We start from the raw sequence: 16814 nt of genomic DNA on the forward strand, positions 1-16814 counted from the left end.
GCCTAGCCGCGCCGCCAGTCGTCGCCGAAGGCGTCGCGCATACGCGCGTAGGCCTCATGTTGGGCTTCGGTCTGTGCCTTCGGCGCCAGGATTTCCAGTTCGACGATCTGGTCGCCTGACGGCGCGCCGCCGGCGTTCGGCAGTCCACGTCCGCGCAGGCGCAACTTGCGGCCGACTTCGGAATCCGCCGGGATCTTCAGGTCGACCGGGCCACCCAGGGTCGGCACGCTGATCGTCGCGCCCAGCGCCGCTTCCCACGGTGCGACCGGCAACACATGGATCACGTTGCGGCCATCGACCTCGAACTGCGGGTTCGCCGCGTATTCGATCTCAAGCAGCAGGTCGCCACCGCCATTGCCCTGCTTCGCCAGGCGGATCGACTGTCCGGGCTTGATGCCCTTCGGCACGCGGATATCCAGCGTCTTGCCGTTGATCGCGACCCGCACGCTGCCGCCGTTGTAGACCGCGTCCAGCGGCACCGCGAAGCGCGCCCGCGTATCGCCGGGCGGTTGCGGCCGGCGCGGGCCCGCACCGCCACGCCCGCGGCCACGACCAAACATTTCCTCGAAGAAATCCGAGAACCCGCCGCCCGCACCGCCGCCGGCGAAGATTTCGTCGAAATCGAAATCCGGCTGCCCGCCCGGGCCTCCATGGAACCCGCCCGGCGGTGGCCGCACTTCGTCGCCGGGGCGGTAACCACCGGCGCGCAGCTGGTCATAGGCCTGGCGCTTGGCCGGATCGCGCAACGCCTCGTAGGCTTCGTTGACCGCCTTGAATTTCTCCTCGGCGCCCGCTTCCTTGCTCACGTCCGGGTGGTATTTGCGCGCCAGTCGGCGATAGGCGGTCTTGATCTCGCCATCGCCTGCTGTCGGCTCAACGCCCAGGATGCCGTAGTAGTCCTTGAATTCCATGCTTGCTCCGCGTCGCCAGTTTCGGCGCTGACAGATTATCCGATGACCGTGCGCACAAGGTTTAGACTGCGCGAATCCCCACAGAAATAAGGCAATCGCGATGTCGATTCAACCCGGCGAACGCATCCCGGAAGCGATCCTGCAGTACATCCACGACGGCGTGGAGAAGATCGACACCACCACCTTGTTCGAAGGCAACAAACTTGTGCTGTTCGCGGTGCCTGGCGCGTTCACCCCGACCTGCTCGGAGCGGCACCTGCCGGGCTTCGTCGAACACTACGACGAATTCCAGAACAAGGGCATCGGCGTGGCCTGCATGGCGGTCAACGATCCGTTCGTGATGCAGGCCTGGGGCGAAAGCCAGCACGTGCCGCAGGGCCTGCGCATGCTGTCCGACGGCAATGGCGAGTTCACCCGCCTGCTTGGCCTGGAGATGGATGCCAGCGCCTTCGGCATGGGGTCGCGCAGCAAGCGCTTCGCGCTGTATGCGGAAGACGGCATCGTCAAGCAGGTCTTCGTCGAGGCGCCGGGCGAGTTCCGCGTATCGTCGGCGGAACACGTGCTGTCGCAGTTGCAGTAAGCAGGCGACGCAAAAGAAAACGGGCGGCCACATGGGCCGCCCGTTTCGTTTCAGAGGGCCGAAGGATCAGGCCTGATCGGAGGCCTGCGGCTGTTCGGATGCCGCGACAACGACGGCGCCGTCCTCGTCTTCGTCCAGCGAGGCATCCAACCGCTCGATCGCCTGCAAGGTTTCGTCCGCCGCCAGCCGCATCAGGGTCACGCCCTGGGTATTGCGGCCGACCTGGGCGATATCCGACGCCGGCGTGCGCACCAGGGTGCCGCCATCGGAAATCAGCAACACGTCGTGGTGGTCGCTGAGCTGGATCGCACCGACCAACTGACCATTGCGCTCGGTGGTCTTGAGCGCGATCACGCCTTGGGTGCCGCGTCCCTTGACCGGGAATTCCGTCACGCCGGTGCGTTTGCCGAAGCCGCGCTCGCTGGCGGTGAGGATGTCGCCCTCGCCCTCGATCACGATCAGGCTGCGCACCTGCTCACCGGTCGCCAGCTTCATGCCACGCACGCCGGTGGCGGTTCGGCCCATCGAACGCACGCTGCCTTCGTCGAAGCGCACCGCCTTGCCATTGCTGGCGAACAGCATGATGTCGCACTCGCCATCGGTCAGCGCCGCGCCGATCAGCGCATCGCCCTCGTCCAGGTTGATCGCGATCTTGCCGCGCGCCAGGCGGTAGGCGAATTCGGTCAGAGCGGTCTTCTTCACCGTGCCGTTGCCGGTGGCGAAGAACACGTACTTGCCGTCTTCGTACTCGCGTACCGGCAGCACCGCCTGCACCTTCTCGCCTTCGGTCAGCGGGATCCAGTTGATGATCGGGCGACCACGCGCGTTCGGGCCGGCGTCCGGCAGCTGATACACCGGCAGCCAGAACACGCGGCCGGCGCTGGTGAACGTCAACAAGGTGTCGTGGGTATTCACCAGCCACAACTGGTCGATGAAGTCCTCGTCCTTGGTCGATGCCGCATTGCGGCCCTTGCCGCCACGACGCTGCGCGCGATAGGCGGTGGCCGGCTGGCGCTTGGCATAACCGGAGTGCGAGAGCGTCACCACCACGTCTTCCGGCGCGATCAGGTCGAGGATGTCGAGGTCTTCTTCCGATGCACGGATTTCGCTGCGGCGTGCATCGCCGAATTCTTCCTTGACGCTGCGCAACTCGTCGCGGATCACGTCGAGCAGCACCGAAGGTTCTTCGAGGATGCGGATCAGGCCGCGGATTTCCTCCAGCAGTGCCTTGTATTCCTCGGTCAGCTTGTCCTGCTCCAACCCGGTCAGGCGATGCAGGCGCATTTCCAGAATCTGCTGCGCTTGCGTCTCGGTGAGCTGGTAGAAGCCGTCAATCAGGCCTACGCCCTGCGGCAGGTCTTCCGGACGCGAGGCATCCGCGCCCGAGGCCGCCAGCAAGGCGCCGACCAAGCCGGCTTCCCAGGTTCGCGCCAGCATGCGTTCGCGCGCTTCGTTGGGATTCGCCGAGGTCTTGATCAGTTCGATCATCTCGTCGATGTTCGCCAGCGCGACGGTCAGGCCTTCCAGGATATGCGCGCGATTGCGTGCCTTGCGCAGCTCGAAGATCGTGCGGCGCGTCACCACTTCACGGCGGTGGCGGACGAAGGCTTCCAGGATCTCCTTCAGGTTCAGCAGCTTCGGGCGGCCATCGACCAGCGCCACCATGTTGATGCCGAACACCGATTCCATCTGGGTCTGCGAATAGAGGTTGTTGAGCACGACCTCGGCGGATTCGCCGCGCTTGACCTCGATGTAGATGCGCATGCCGTCCTTGTCGGACTCGTCGCGCAGCTCGCTGATGCCTTCCAGCTTCTTCTCTTTCACCAGCTCGGCGATCTTCTCGATCAGCCGCGCCTTGTTGACCTGGTACGGGATCTCGGTGACGGCGATCGCCTCGCGGCCGTTATCGGCGACCTCGATCTCGGCACGCGCACGCATGCGCACGCGGCCGCGGCCGGTGCGGTAGGCCAGGTGGATGCCGCCCACGCCGTTGATGATGCCTGCAGTGGGGAAATCCGGGCCGGGGATGTGCTCCATCAGGCCGTCGATGTCGATTTGCGGATCGTCGATCAGGGCCAGCAGCGCGTTCACCACCTCATTGAGGTTGTGCGGCGGGATGTTGGTAGCCATGCCCACCGCGATGCCTGCGGAACCGTTCACCAGCAGGTTCGGGAACCGGGTCGGCATGACCGTCGGTTCCAGTTCCTTTTCGTCGTAATTGGGCTGGAAATCGACGGTGTCCTTGTCGATGTCTGCCATCAGCTGGTCGGTGAGGCGCGACATGCGCGCTTCGGTGTAACGCATCGCCGCGGCGGAGTCGCCATCGACCGAACCGAAGTTGCCCTGCCCGTCCACCAGCAAGTAGCGCAGCGAGAACGGCTGCGCCATGCGCACCAGGGTGTCGTACACCGACTGGTCGCCATGCGGGTGGTATTTACCGATCACGTCACCGACGATACGCGCGGACTTGTAGTACGGCTTGTTGCTGTGCGCGCCGAGTTCGTTCATCGCGTACAGCACGCGGCGGTGCACCGGCTTCAGGCCATCGCGGACATCCGGGAGTGCGCGCCCCACGATCACGCTCATCGCGTAATCGAGGTAGCTGCGGCGCATCTCGTCTTCCAGGTTGACGGGGATGATTTCCTTGGCGAGATCGGCCATCAGGTGTCCATTTCGATGCGGTATTCGGTGCCCGCGAACGTCCTGCGGAAGACATTCCGCGACGGGCTTTTCGAGGGGGTTTCAGCAACGTGAAATTGTAGCATTTCCGGCATGTTTCCGCACCGTCGATTTCGACGGAGAAACAAGGAGTTACGCGTTGTTTTCAGGCTCGCGAAGCCGGCCATGGCGGGCATTCGCTTCGCGGCTCGAAATGCCGCTGCGCGAACACCCGCCATGGCCAGCTTCGCTATCGGCGTATTACGCGGGGAACGCGGCGCGCATCCGCGCCGCATCGGGGCGTTCGACCACGCCCTTTTCGGTCACGATGGCATCGATCAAGTCGTGCGGGGTGACGTCGAACACCGGGTTCCAGGCGCGCACGCCATCGGCGACGGTGCGTTCGCCACGGAAGGCGAGCAGTTCGGCGGAATCGCGTTCCTCGATTTCGATCAGGTCGCCGCTGGCCGTCGCCATGTCCACCGTGGACGACGGCGCCACCACCATGAACTTCAACCCATGGTGCTTCACGGCGATGGCGAGTTGGTACGTGCCGATCTTGTTGGCGGTGTCGCCATTGGCGCAGATGCGGTCGGCGCCAACCACCACCCACTGCAATTGCCCCGACTTCATCAGGTGCGAGGCAGCGGCATCGGCAATCAGGGTGGCGTCGATGCCATCCTGTTGCAGTTCCCACACGGTCAAGCGCGCACCCTGGTTCCACGGCCGGGTTTCGCCAGCGAACACGCGCTGAATGCGTCCCACTGCCACGCCCGCGCGGATCACACCTAGCGCGGTGCCAAAGCCGGCCGTGGCCAGCGAGCCGGTATTGCAGTGGGTCAGCACGCCGCTACCGGGTGCGATCAGGCCAGCGCCCAGCGCGCCCATGTGGCGGTTGGCGGCGAGGTCTTCGGTCTCGATGGCGCGCGCTTCGCGTGCGATGACATCGCGCCAGTCGGGGCCGGCCTCGCCCAGTACGCGGCGCATCCGCGCCAACGCCCAGGCCAGGTTCACCGCAGTGGGCCGTGCCGCGTTCAGGCGCTGCATCGCCGGCTCCAGCTTGTGCACGGCTTCCGCGCCATCGGGTGCGTCGATGGAATGCGACGCCAGCACCACGCCCCAGGCGGCGGCGATACCGATCGCCGGCGCACCGCGCACGGTCAGCGCATGGATCGCGGCGGCGACATCGTCGCTGCTGCGGCAGGCCACGTACTCGACGACGAAGGGCAACTTGCGTTGATCCAGCAATTCCAGAGCCTCACCCGTCCAGCGGATCGGGCGGACGTGGTCGTAACGGTCGAAGTCGATGGGCGTGTTCATCCGTGCATTATCCGCCATCGCCGCGTTTCCATCGAAAGAAAACCGGCGCCACATGGGCGCCGGCGATGATTCCTTGCGGGAGCGATTGCTTAGTACGTGCGAAATTCCGCGCGGCAGCCATCCGAGACCCAGATGCCATTGCGGCCATAACCCCAGGTGCGCCCCTGGATGCAGGCGGATTTCGACAACTGACGCACCAGCTGCACTCCTGAGCGGGTATTGGCCGCACATTCACGGGTACGGCCGTCATTGGATTCGCAGCGGAATATTTGCCCGCCGTAGCCATAACCGGAATTCCCCCAGTTACCACCGTAGTTGCCGCGGTTGACGGTGAATTCGGCGCGACAGCCCTGCGACACCCACACGCTGCCGGAATCCGAGCCCCAGGTGCGGCCTTCGATGCAGGCCGAGCGCGACAGTTGGCGCGTCAATTGCGCCCGCCCACGGCCATTGATCGCGCAACGATTGGTACGACCATCATTGGATTCGCACCGCACGGTCGAACCGTAGCCATTGCCGTGACCGTTGCCTTGGTTGCCGTAATAGCCGTCGTTGTAGCCACCGCCATAACCGGTGACGCGGAAGTCGGCGCGGCAGCCATCCGACACCCAGATGCCGCCACGGCGGGAGCCCCAGGTACGGCCTTCGATGCAAGCGCTGCGCGATAACTGGCGCTCGATCATCGCCCGTCCGCCATTGGTTGGACATTCACGGGTGCGTCCGTCGTTCGATTCGCAGCGGACGATGTCGCCGCCATAACCGTAATTATTGTTCCCGTAGTACTGGGCGGCAGCCGGCGCAGCTGCGGATGCGGCAAGCGCGGCGACGGCGGTGACGATGAAAGCTCGCATGATGTTGGCTCCTCTCCCTCGGCCCGGGCGGGCCGTACTCAAGGCCTACTGTAGGCGGCGCGCATTAACGAAGGGAAAAGAATCCTGATCGGCGTCGATGTTAGATGGCGCGTATTCAGCCAGTGGAAATCGCCGGTTCAGGCCCGTCCGAAATCGAAGGCCAGCACCTCCGCAATGCGCGGCGTTTCCAGCATCGCCATCAGCAGCCGATCCATGCCAAGCGCGACGCCCGCGCAACCCGGCATGCCGGCTTCGAGTGCGGCCAGCAGGTGCACGTCGGTCGGCGGCACATCATCGTTCCTGCTGCGGCGCACATCGCCATCGCGGGCGAAGCGCACGCCCTGCTCCGCCGCATCCAGCAACTCGTGATAGCCATTGGCCAATTCGATAGAGCCGAGATACAGCTCGAAGCGTTCGGCGACCGCGTGGCCATCGCCATCGTCGCGCAGCTTGGCCAAGGCGCATTGCGATGCCGGATAGTCGATCACCGCGAGCAGTTCGTTGGTTGCGAACGCAGGCTGCAAGCGATGCGTCATCAGCAGGTCGAGCCAATCGTCGCGTGTCAGGCCGGCAGGGTCGATCGCCACATCGCCCAATGCCAAGCGCAATTCGTCCTCACTGGCGGTGAACGGATCGATGCCGAGCGCATCGCGATACAGGTTGCGGTACGTCACCACCCGCAACGCGGCATGGCGCTCGGCCAGCGACAACGCTGCGCGTACCAGCTCAGCGGCCTCATCGATCAACCGGTGCAATCCCCAGCCGATCCGATACCACTCCAGCATGGTGAATTCGGGGTTGTGGCGGCCGCCGGCTTCGCCGTCGCGGAATACCCGGCCGAGTTCGTAACAATCTCCGATGCCGGCCGCCAGCAACCGCTTCAATGCGAATTCCGGCGAGGTGCGCAACCAGCGCGTGCGCGGTGCGCCATCGGTGCGGCCGGAGAATTGCAGATGGAACGAGGCGATGTTCGGATCGGTATTACCGGCCATCGACATGACCGGCGTTTCGACTTCCAGCACGCCGCGTGCGTGGAAGAACTCGCGTGCCAGGCGATTGACCCACGCGCGCAGGCGCAGCGCATCGCGCGTGGCCGATGGCGTCCACGACGCGTCTGCATCGAGGCCATCGCGCCAGCCCGGGCCGGAGTTGAACCGGGTCATGCGTGTTCGGCCAGGAACGCGAGCAGCGCCGCCTCGTCCCAGATCTCGATGCCGAGTTCCTGCGCTTTCGCCAGTTTGCTGCCGGCGGCTTCGCCGGCGACCACAAGCGAGGTCTTCTTCGACACGCTGCCGGCGACCTTGGCACCAAGGGCTTCGAGCTTCGCGCCGGCTTCGTCGCGGCTCATCGCCGACAGCCCGCCGGTCAGCACCACGGTCTTGCCGTCCATCGGCCCCGCGGTCTGTTCGCTGCGTTCCGGCAAGCGTGCGCCCAACGCCGCCTGCGCCTGTGCGCTGCGCAGCAGCAGGGCGGCATTGGCTTCGTCGTCCAGCCAGGCCACCAAGGCATTGGCACTGTCGGCCGGCAGGCCGGCGGTCACCAGGTTGTGCGCGGGCGCGTCGAGCATGGCCTGCGCGTCGGCGAAGGCCATGCCGAGTTGCGCCGCACGCACCGGAGTCACCTTGGGGATTTCCAGATCGGCCAGCAGCGCCGCCAGATCCAGCGCATCGCCCAGCTTCGGATTCGGCGCATGCGTATCGCCGATGCGCACGCCGCGTTCCAGCAGGCGGTCGATGACCTGCTGGTTGCCCGGTTGGTCGAGGAAATGCCCGATCGCACGCGCCACTTCGCCACCGATGTCCGGCACGCGCTTGAACAGCGGCCACGGTAGATGGCGGATCAGCGCGAGGTTGCCGAACCACTGCGCCAGCGCCTTGGCCGTGCTCTCGCCGACATGCTCGATGCCGAGCGCGTACAGGAAGCGCGCCAGCGTGGTGTCGCGGCTGGCGTCGATGGCGGTGATCAGGTTGTCCGCCCACTTGGTCGCCACCTTGCCGGCCTTGACGGTCTCCGGGGTGGAGCCGTCGCGCTCATCCGCTCTCCGCTTCATTTCGAGCAGATCGTCGACGCCGAGGCGATACAGATCCGACACATCGCGCAGCCCGCCGAACTCGGCCAGCGATTCGATGTAACGCTCGCCCAATCCATCGATGTCCATCGCGCGCCGCGATGCGAAATGGAACACGGACTGCACCAACTGCGCCGGGCAACTCAGTTCACCCGAGCAGCGCCAGACCGCCGCGCCTTCCTCGCGCACCACTTCCGAATCGCAGACCGGGCAGCGCATGGGCATCGTCCATGGGTGCGTGCCCGGTGGACGCTGTTCCAGCACGACCTGCACCACTTCCGGGATCACGTCGCCGGCGCGGCGCACGATCACCGTGTCGCCAGCGCGCACATCCAACCGGGCCACGTGATCCGCGTTGTGCAGGGTGGCGCGAGTGACGGTGACGCCTCCGACATGCACCGGCCGCATCAATGCCCACGGCGTGACCGCACCGGTGCGACCGACATTGACCTCGATGGATTCCAGCACCGTCGCCTGTTCCTGCGCCGGGAACTTGTGGGCGATGGCCCAGCGTGGCGCACGTGAAACGAAGCCCATCTCGCGCTGGCCGGCGATGTCGTCCAGCTTGTAGACCACGCCGTCGATGTCGAAGGCCAATCCGTCGCGTGCCTCGCCGATGCGCTGGTAATAATCCAGCAAGCCATCCAGGTCATGCACCACGGTGGCGAGGTCGCTGACCGGGAAGCCCCACTCGCGCAACTTCGCAAGCGTGGCCGAATGCGTGGGCGGCAGCGCGCCGCCCTCCACCTGGCCGATGCCATAGGCGAAGAAGCTCAGCGGGCGTTGCGCAGTCTGCTGCGCATCGATCTGCCGCAACGAGCCGGCTGCGCCGTTGCGCGGATTCGCCAGCACCTTGCTGCCGTGCAAACGGGCGTGTTCGTTCCAGCGTTCGAAGTCGGCGCGCGCCATGTAGACCTCGCCGCGCACCTCCAGCACCCGTGGCCAACCCTCGCCCGTGAGCTGCGCGGGAATCACCTTGATCGTGCGCAGGTTGGCGGTCACGTCCTCGCCGGTGGCGCCATCGCCGCGCGTCGCGCCCTGCACGAACGCACCGTCCTCGTAGCGCAGGCTGATCGCCAGGCCATCCAGCTTGGGTTCGGCGGAGAACACCAGGTCATCGCGATCCAGCCGTTCACGGATACGGCGGACGAAATCGGCCACCTCCTCGTCGCTGAAGGCGTTGCCCAGCGACAGCATCGGTACCGCATGCTCGACCGAGGCGAAACGCCCGGATGGCGCAGCACCGACCCGGCGCGTGGGCGAATCCGCCGTGGCCAGTTGCGGATGCTCGCGTTCCAGCGCTTCCAGCTCGCGCACCAATGCGTCGTACTGCGCGTCGGTGATGTCCGGCGCATCCAGCTGGTGGTAACGCCGGTTGGCGTCTTCGATCCGGCGCCGGAGTTCGGCGATGCGGGTGGCAATGTCGGTCATGGCTGCGATTGTCGCCTGCCCGACCGTTCGCCCCAAGCCCTCAGCGAGGGCGCGGGCTTACCAACGTGTCGGCTTACTCAGCGGCGGCGCCGAATGCTGGCGGTCGTAGGCACGCAGTTCGTCGCGGATGTGCTGGATGCGCTGGCGGCCGAGCGCATTGCGCTCCTCGTCCAGCACCACGCCATCCAGAAGATCCGCCATGCGCTGCGCGGCCGGCTCCATGGTTTCCCACGCGTCGAGCGCGGCCACTGGTGCCGGCAACGTGAGGAAGAAGGCGATCGCCGGGGTTTCGATCTCGGCGATGCGCGACATCTCGAAACTGCCCGGCTTGATGATGTTGGCGACGCTGAAGATCGGCCCCATCTCGGGCTTGCCGTCGACCATGCGGTGGAACACGTCCATGTGGCCGAAGGTCAGGCCGGCTTTTTCCGCCGCGACCACGATGTCCTGGCCGCGCAACTTGTTGCCAGCCTTGGCCGCAACATACAGCGAGACGATGCGGTCGAACTGCTCGGAGACGCGCTTGCCCAGGTCGCTCTGCGCGGGGCTGCCGTCCAATTCCAGTTCTTCCTGTTGTGCGGGCGCTTCGCCCCAGCTGTCGGCGAGCTGTTCGCCCAGCGAGGGCTCGACGCGGCCATCGGCACCGACGGAGGGCTCGCGCTGCACGCGCCGCCCCTGCCCGGACTTGCGGCCGCGGCCGAAGAAGATGATCGCGCCGAACAGCAGCGACAGCGCCACCGCGATACCGATACGCAACAGGACCGTGTCCGACATCAGCTACGTCTCCTCAGGTTGTTAGGCCGCACCGGCAAGACGCGCGGCTTCGGCCAGGTCGACGGATACCAAGCGCGACACGCCCGGTTCGCGCATCGTCACGCCCGAGAGCTGCTGCGCGGCTTCCATCGTGGCCTTGTTGTGGGTCACGAACAGGAACTGTACCTGCTCGCTCATCTCGCTGACCATCGCGGTGAAACGGCCGACGTTGGCTTCGTCGAGCGGCGCGTCCACTTCGTCCAGCAGGCAGAACGGCGCGGGATTCAGCCGGAAGATCGCGAACACCAGCGCCACCGCGGTCATCGCCTTCTCGCCACCGGACAACAGCGAGATGTTGGACACGCGCTTGCCCGGCGGGCGCGCCATGATGGTCACGCCGGTATCCAGCATGTCCTCGCCGGTCAGTTCCAGGTAGGCATGGCCGCCGCCGAACAGGCGCGGATACAGCTCCTGCACGCCGGAATTGACCCGGTCGAAGGTGTCCTTGAAGCGGCCGCGGGTTTCCTTGTCGATCTTGCGGATCGCATCTTCCAGCGTATCCAGCGCGGAGGTGAGGTCGGCGTCCTGCGCGTCGAGGTACTCCTTGCGCTGCGCGGCTTCGGCATGCTCGGCGATGGCGGCCAGGTTGACGGGTTCGAGGCGACGCAGCTTGGCATCGAATTCGACCACGGCCCGTTCCCACTGCGACGCGTCCGCATCCTCGGCCAGGGTGTTGATCACCTCGTCCATCACGAAGCCGGCTTCGACCACGGCGGACGAGAACTGCTCGGCCTTCAGTGCCAGCGCCTGTTGATCCAGTTTGCGCTGGCCGATGGCTTCGCGCTGTTCCAGCGATTGCGCATCGCGCTGCTGGCGGGTCTGTTCGAACGTGCGCAGTTCGTGATCAACGCTTTCCAGTGCGGAGCGCGCGGCGGCGAGGTCGCGTTCGGTGCGCACGCGCTCGCTGAGGGCGAGTTGGCGTTCGTCTTCCAGCACCTTGACCGGCGCGTCGCCGTCGGCGAGCTGCGCGGCCAGGTCGCCCAGGCGCGTATCCAACTGCCCGCGCTGGCCACCCATGCGATCCAGCGCCTGCGCCAGCGCGACGATCTGCGCACGCTGCGATTCCACGATCAGCGCCAGCGCATGCGCGGTATCGCGGGATTCGCGTGCGACGTTGCGGGCGGTGTCGCGGGCCTCGGTCAGGCTGCGGCGTTCGCTGTCCAGCTGCTGGCGCGTGGTTTCGAGGTCGCCCATCGCGGTGATGGCGTCCTCCACGCGCTGGCGTGCTTCGCGAGCCTGGTCGTTGCCGCTTTCCAGCGTGGCTGCGAGTTGGCCCAGGTCGGCGTCGATGCGTTCGATGCGGTTGCGCGCCGACTCCAGCTTGCCCTGCTGGCTCTGCAACTGGCCGGCCAATTCGGAGACGCCGCGATGCGCCAGGTACAGCGCGCGCTGCGCGTCCTCGCGCTGCTGTTCGGCCGCCAACATCTGGTCGCGCAACCGGGTCAGGTCGCTTTCCAGTTCGCGTTCGCGGGCGACATGCGCCTCGATGTCCGCGCGCAGCGATTGGATCTCTTTCTCGCGCAGCAAGGCGCCCTGCTTGGCGGCACCGGAGCGCAGCACACGCACCCAGCCTTCGCCCAAGCGTTCGCCGGCGCGGGTGATGACGGACTCGCCATCGCCGAGTCGCGCTTGCAGGCTGCGCGCATCGGCCAGCGATTCTGCAGCGTGCAGGCGCGACAGCAGGCGACGAATCGCGCGCGGGCCTTGCACTTTCGCTGCGAGCGAGGTCGCGGCGTATTGCTCGTTGTCGGCCGCAGCGGAGACCAGCGCCAGCCGGCCTTCGCCGAGCTCGCCCAATGCATCGACCAGTTGCTCCGGCGCATCGACGATGACCGCTTCGATCAGCTGGCCGAGTGCGGCTTCCACCGCGTTTTCCCAGCCGGTTTCGACCGTGATGCGTTCGCCAACGCGGGCCGCGCTGTCGAGGCCTTGCGCCTGCAACCACTGCGTGGCCGCGCCCTGCTCCTGCCCGAGTGCCGCGTGCTGCAGGGTTTCCAGCGAAGACAGGCGGCCGCGTGCGGCCTGCGCCTGCTTGCGCAGTTCGGCGAGTTCCGACTGCTGGCCGCGTTGCTGTTCCTGCAACGATGCCAGCGACTGCTTGCGGGTTTCGACCTCGTCGCCCAGCGTGTCCAGCGAGGTTTTCTGCTCCTCGTGCTGGATCTGCAGGCCTTCGAAGGCATCGGCCAGCGCGATCACGTCCAGCGCGGCGCGTTCCAGGCTCAGCTGTTCGCGGCGACGGTCGGCGTCGAGGATCTGCCTGTCGAGATGTTCGATACGGGTGCGTTCCACGTCGCCGGCGCGCGCGGCTTCGGCGGAGGCGCGGCTGTGCGCGTCCCAGCGCTGCTGCCAGTCGGCCAGTTTCGTCTCGGCATCGCGCCAGGCGTTTTGCCGCTCGTCGTCGTCGATCTGCAGTTGTTCGAGTTTCGGTTCGGCTTCGGCCACCGATTCGCGCAGCACATCGAGCTTCTGCTGGTCGCCGCTGATATGCGTGCCGAGTTCGGCCAGTGCGGTCTGCGCTTCCTCGCGGGCGCGCTGCAGGCGGGTGGACAGTTCCTGTTGGTGGGCAATCTGCTGCTCGACACGGGCCAGCGTGCTGCCAACCTGGTAGACCGCGGCCTGCGCGGCATTCAACGCATCGCTGGTGGTTTCGCGGCGGACGCGGCCGGTTTCAAGCTCGCGCTCGGCTTCGCGTTGTTCGGCGATCAGTTGTTCAAGGCGGGTTTCTTCCTGCGCCAGTTTCTCGCGCAGGCGCTGCAGCTTGCCGTCCAGTGCGCGGAATTCCAGCGCCTTCCATTCGGCATCCTTGACCCGGCGCTCGGCCTGGATCGCGGTGTACTGCTCGGCCTGTTTCGCTTGCCGCGCGAGATGCTGCAGCTGCTTGCCGACTTCCTCGCGCAGGTCGTTGAGGCGGTCGAGGTTTTCGCGGGTGTGGCGGATGCGGGTTTCGGTTTCCTTGCGGCGTTCCTTGTACTTGGAGATGCCGGCGGCCTCTTCCAGGTAGACGCGCAATTCCTCGGGCTTGGCATCGATGACCTGGCTGATCATGCCCTGCTCGATGATCGAGTAGCTGCGCGGGCCAAGGCCGGTGCCGAGGAACAAGTCGGTGATGTCGCGGCGACGGCATTTGCCGCCATTGAGGTAGTAGCTGCTCTGGCCATCGCGACTGACCTGGCGCTTGACCGAGATCTCGTTGAACGCCGCGTATTCGCCAGTGATGGTGTGGTCGCTGTTGTCGAAGATCAGTTCGACCGTGGCCTGGCTGACCGGCTTGCGCGCCGAGCTGCCGGAGAAGATCACGTCGGTCAGCGAATCGCCGCGCAGGCGGCTGGCGGCGGACTCGCCCATCACCCAGCGGATGGCGTCGATGATGTTGGACTTGCCGCAACCGTTCGGCCCGACCACGCCGGTCATGTTGGTCGGCAGGTGCAGCGTGGTCGGATCGACGAAGGACTTGAAACCGGACAGCTTGATGGTGGAAAGGCGCATGCGGCGTTGGCAACCGAAGCTGCGGCAGGGCCGCAGGCTAAATAGAGATCAGATTAAACAAATCCCCTAAATAATTGTTTTTATTAGGGGCGTTAAGCTGTTCAACACAGCCCGATTGGCGAGTATAACGAGGCTAGACGGCCTCGTCCGGGGTGCGCGCACGGATCGACAGCGCATGGATATCGGTCTGCATCATCTCGCCCAATGCCGCGTACACAAGCCGATGGCGGGCCAGCGGCAACTTGCCGGCAAAGGCTTCGCTGACGATGTCCACGCCGAAATGTCCCTGCCCGCCGCGCGCACCGGCGTGACCGGCGTGCTTGTGGCTGTCGTCGGCCACCTCGAGCGAAACCGGGTTCAATGCTTCAGTCAGCAGGCTGCGGATACGCTCGACCCGCTGCGGGTTCAGGCGCGGAATATCGGCCTCCGTCCAATCGCTGCTCACGGCAGCACCCGCTTGAAGGGGCGGACATCAACGCGCACATAGACGCCGGCCGCAACATAAGGATCGGAATCGGCCCAGCTACGCGCGTCTTCCAGCGAGGCGAACTCGGCGATCACGATGCTGCCGGAGAAGCCCGCCGGGCCCGGGTCTTCGGCATCGATCGCCGGGCATGGGCCTGCCAGCAATAGGCGGCCCTCATCGCGCAAGGCCGTCAACCGGGCCAGGTGTTCGGCACGTGCGGCCAAGCGTTTGGCCAATACATCTGGGCCGTCGAAGCCCTCGATCGCGTACCACATGGGTTTGACACTCCGTGAACCGTTGCAGGCATTGTAGGCGGCCGCAGTGGACAGCCGCGCCGGCAGCCCGTACCCTTTGCCTATCGCTTTCGGCCTGATCCTGCGGCCCCGCGCGACTTCCGGCTCCCCACGCCGCACCGCGCCCGCCGATCAGACCTGTCCCGCCACCCGTTACCGACGCGACCTGCAACCGGCGCGTGCGCATCGGCATGGCGAATGCAACATGCAGCACCACCCGGCCGCTTGCGGTCATAGCGACATGCGTGGCCCGGAGGGGGCCGCCAACCGATGACATCTGAAACGAGCAACGGCCAAACAGCCGACGCAACGCCCAATCCGAACGCGCGTCCGCAGCAGCAGGAAATCGCGCTGGCGACCGTGCTTGGCCAGCCGGTGCTGGAAATCCCGAAAGACCTGTACATCCCGCCGGATGCGCTGGAAGTCATCCTCGACGCCTTCGAAGGCCCGCTCGACCTGCTGCTATACCTGATCCGCCGGCAGAACCTGGACATCCTCGACATCCCGGTGGCGGAAATCACCCGTCAGTACGTCGACTACATCCAGGCCATGCACCAGATGCGCTTCGAGCTGGCCGCCGAATACCTGGTGATGGCCGCGATCCTGGCCGAGATCAAGTCGCGCATGCTGCTGCCGCGGCCGCCGAGCGAAGAAGGCCTGGAGGACGATCCACGCGCCGACCTGGTCCGCCGCCTGCAGGAATACGAGCGTTTCAAGCAGGCCGCCGAGGACATCGACGCCCTGCCCCGGCAGGATCGCGATACCACCCCGGTCAACGCCTTCGTGCCGGATCGTGCCGAAATCCGCCTGCCGCCGCCGGTCGACCTCAAGGAAATGCTGCTGGCCCTGCACGACGTGTTCAAGCGCGCCGAGCTGTTCACCCAGCACGCGATCAAGCGCGATGCGCTCAGCGTCCGCCAGCGCATGGGCGAACTGCTGGAACGCATGGCCGATGGTGCCTTCCATCGCTTCGAGTCGCTGTTCACCGTGGAGGAAGGCAAGCTCGGCGTGGTGGTGACCTTCCTCGGCCTGCTGACCCTGGCCAAGGAGCAACTGGTCGATATCGTCCAGGAAGCGCCGCTGGCGCCGATTTACGTGAAGTCCCTCGCTTCGGCTGAGGACGCCCCGGCCACGCTGGAACTGTCGAGCGAATTCGACGATGACGGCGCGGCGAACGATTCCAACGAATGAACCACATGGATCAAACCCTCGTTACCCGCATCGTCGAAGCCGCCCTGCTTGCGGCCAACCAGCCACTGACCGTCGTGCAACTGCACGCACTGTTCCCGCTGGATGAACCCGCACCGGAGGGCAGCGTGGAAACCGCGCTGACCGATCTGCAAACCGCCTGCGCCGACCGTGGCGTGGAACTGGTGGAGCTGGCCTCCGGCTGGCGCTTCCAGGTCAAGGCCGATGTGCACCCGTGGGTCGCGCGGCTGTGGACCGAACGCCAGACCAAGTACACCCGCGCCACCCTGGAAACGCTGGCGCTGATCGCCTACCGGCAGCCGATCACCCGCGGCGAGATCGAGCAGGTGCGCGGCGTGACGGTGAACAGCAACATCATCAAGGCACTGGAAGAGCGCGAATGGATCCGCGTGGTCGGTCATCGCGACGTACCCGGCAAGCCGGAACTGCTGGCGACGACCAAGACCTTCCTCGACTACTTCGGCCTGAAGCGGCTGGATGAACTGCCGCCGCTGTCCGAATTGAAGGACATCGGCGAACTGGAACCGCAGCTGCCGTTCACCCCCGCAGTACCGGCGGGGATCGCCAGCGAAATGGTGCCAGGGATCATTTCCGGTGAAGGTGCCGATACTGAAGAGAGCAATCAGGAAATGGTCCCTGACACCATTTCCCCCACTCCAACCGAAGCCGATGCCGACAATTCCGTCGCGGACATCGCGCACGAAGACAACAACGACAGAGACGACGCC

General features: G+C 65.8%; 12 protein-coding genes and 1 pseudogene. 3 read left to right on the top strand and 10 right to left on the bottom strand.

Going from position 1 to position 16814, the window contains the following annotated elements; genetic code table 11:
- Nucleotides 1-2: 2 nt before the first annotated feature.
- On the bottom strand, nucleotides 3-911 hold the full coding sequence (locus G7079_RS08230; protein ID WP_166056847.1) for a DnaJ C-terminal domain-containing protein: 909 nt from the start codon (nucleotides 909-911) through the stop codon (nucleotides 3-5).
- 100 nt (nucleotides 912-1011) lie between these two features.
- Here G7079_RS08230 and G7079_RS08235 point away from each other — a divergent pair, with 100 nt between their 5' ends.
- Nucleotides 1012-1491: a peroxiredoxin gene (locus G7079_RS08235; protein WP_166056848.1), complete on the top strand. Its 480-nt coding sequence runs from the start codon at nucleotides 1012-1014 to the stop codon at nucleotides 1489-1491.
- Between the two features lie 66 nt (nucleotides 1492-1557).
- On the opposite strand, the gene gyrA is transcribed toward G7079_RS08235, so the two are convergent.
- The 9 genes from gyrA to G7079_RS08280 form a co-directional block, all read right to left on the bottom strand.
- Nucleotides 1558-4152, bottom strand: a complete 2595-nt coding sequence (gene gyrA / locus G7079_RS08240; RefSeq protein ID WP_166056849.1) for a DNA gyrase subunit A — start codon at nucleotides 4150-4152, stop codon at nucleotides 1558-1560.
- 258 nt (nucleotides 4153-4410) lie between these two features.
- The gene (gene mtnA / locus G7079_RS08245) at nucleotides 4411-5487 is read right to left on the bottom strand and encodes an S-methyl-5-thioribose-1-phosphate isomerase (RefSeq protein WP_206203192.1); all 1077 of its coding nucleotides are present in this window, start codon (nucleotides 5485-5487) and stop codon (nucleotides 4411-4413) included.
- Nucleotides 5488-5558: 71 nt separating this feature from the next.
- The gene (locus tag G7079_RS13475; protein WP_166056851.1) at nucleotides 5559-6320 is read right to left on the bottom strand and encodes a DUF3011 domain-containing protein; all 762 of its coding nucleotides are present in this window, start codon (nucleotides 6318-6320) and stop codon (nucleotides 5559-5561) included.
- Between the two features lie 137 nt (nucleotides 6321-6457).
- Nucleotides 6458-7483, bottom strand: coding sequence for an EF-P lysine aminoacylase EpmA (gene epmA / locus G7079_RS08255; protein ID WP_166056852.1), 1026 nt, complete (start codon nucleotides 7481-7483; stop codon nucleotides 6458-6460).
- Nucleotides 7480-9828, bottom strand: a complete 2349-nt coding sequence (gene ligA, locus G7079_RS08260) for an NAD-dependent DNA ligase LigA (protein ID WP_166057885.1) — start codon at nucleotides 9826-9828, stop codon at nucleotides 7480-7482. The genes epmA and ligA overlap by 4 nt, the downstream gene beginning before the upstream one ends.
- A gap of 48 nt (nucleotides 9829-9876) precedes the next feature.
- Nucleotides 9877-10593 (bottom strand): cell division protein ZipA, encoded by a 717-nt coding sequence (gene zipA, locus G7079_RS08265; RefSeq protein WP_166056853.1) that lies wholly within the window; start codon nucleotides 10591-10593, stop codon nucleotides 9877-9879.
- A gap of 21 nt (nucleotides 10594-10614) precedes the next feature.
- Nucleotides 10615-14118 (bottom strand): chromosome segregation protein SMC, encoded by a 3504-nt coding sequence (smc, locus tag G7079_RS08270; RefSeq protein WP_166056854.1) that lies wholly within the window; start codon nucleotides 14116-14118, stop codon nucleotides 10615-10617.
- Between the two features lie 133 nt (nucleotides 14119-14251).
- Entirely contained in the window at nucleotides 14252-14527 is a 276-nt protein-coding gene (locus G7079_RS08275; protein ID WP_206203271.1) for a BolA family protein, read from the bottom strand.
- Nucleotides 14528-14559: 32 nt separating this feature from the next.
- On the bottom strand, nucleotides 14560-14859 hold the full coding sequence (locus G7079_RS08280; RefSeq protein ID WP_166056855.1) for a YciI family protein: 300 nt from the start codon (nucleotides 14857-14859) through the stop codon (nucleotides 14560-14562).
- Nucleotides 14860-15147: 288 nt separating this feature from the next.
- Between G7079_RS08280 and G7079_RS08285 the strand changes: the two genes are divergently transcribed.
- Entirely contained in the window at nucleotides 15148-16068 is a 921-nt protein-coding gene (locus G7079_RS08285) for a ScpA family protein (protein ID WP_166056856.1), read from the top strand.
- A 5-nt stretch (nucleotides 16069-16073) separates the two neighbouring features.
- Nucleotides 16074-16802: pseudogene (gene scpB / locus G7079_RS08290) on the top strand (SMC-Scp complex subunit ScpB); the annotation flags it as partial.
- Nucleotides 16803-16814: the final 12 nt, after the last annotated feature.

This window comes from Thermomonas sp. HDW16 (assembly GCF_011302915.1).
Taxonomy (GTDB): domain Bacteria; phylum Pseudomonadota; class Gammaproteobacteria; order Xanthomonadales; family Xanthomonadaceae; genus Thermomonas.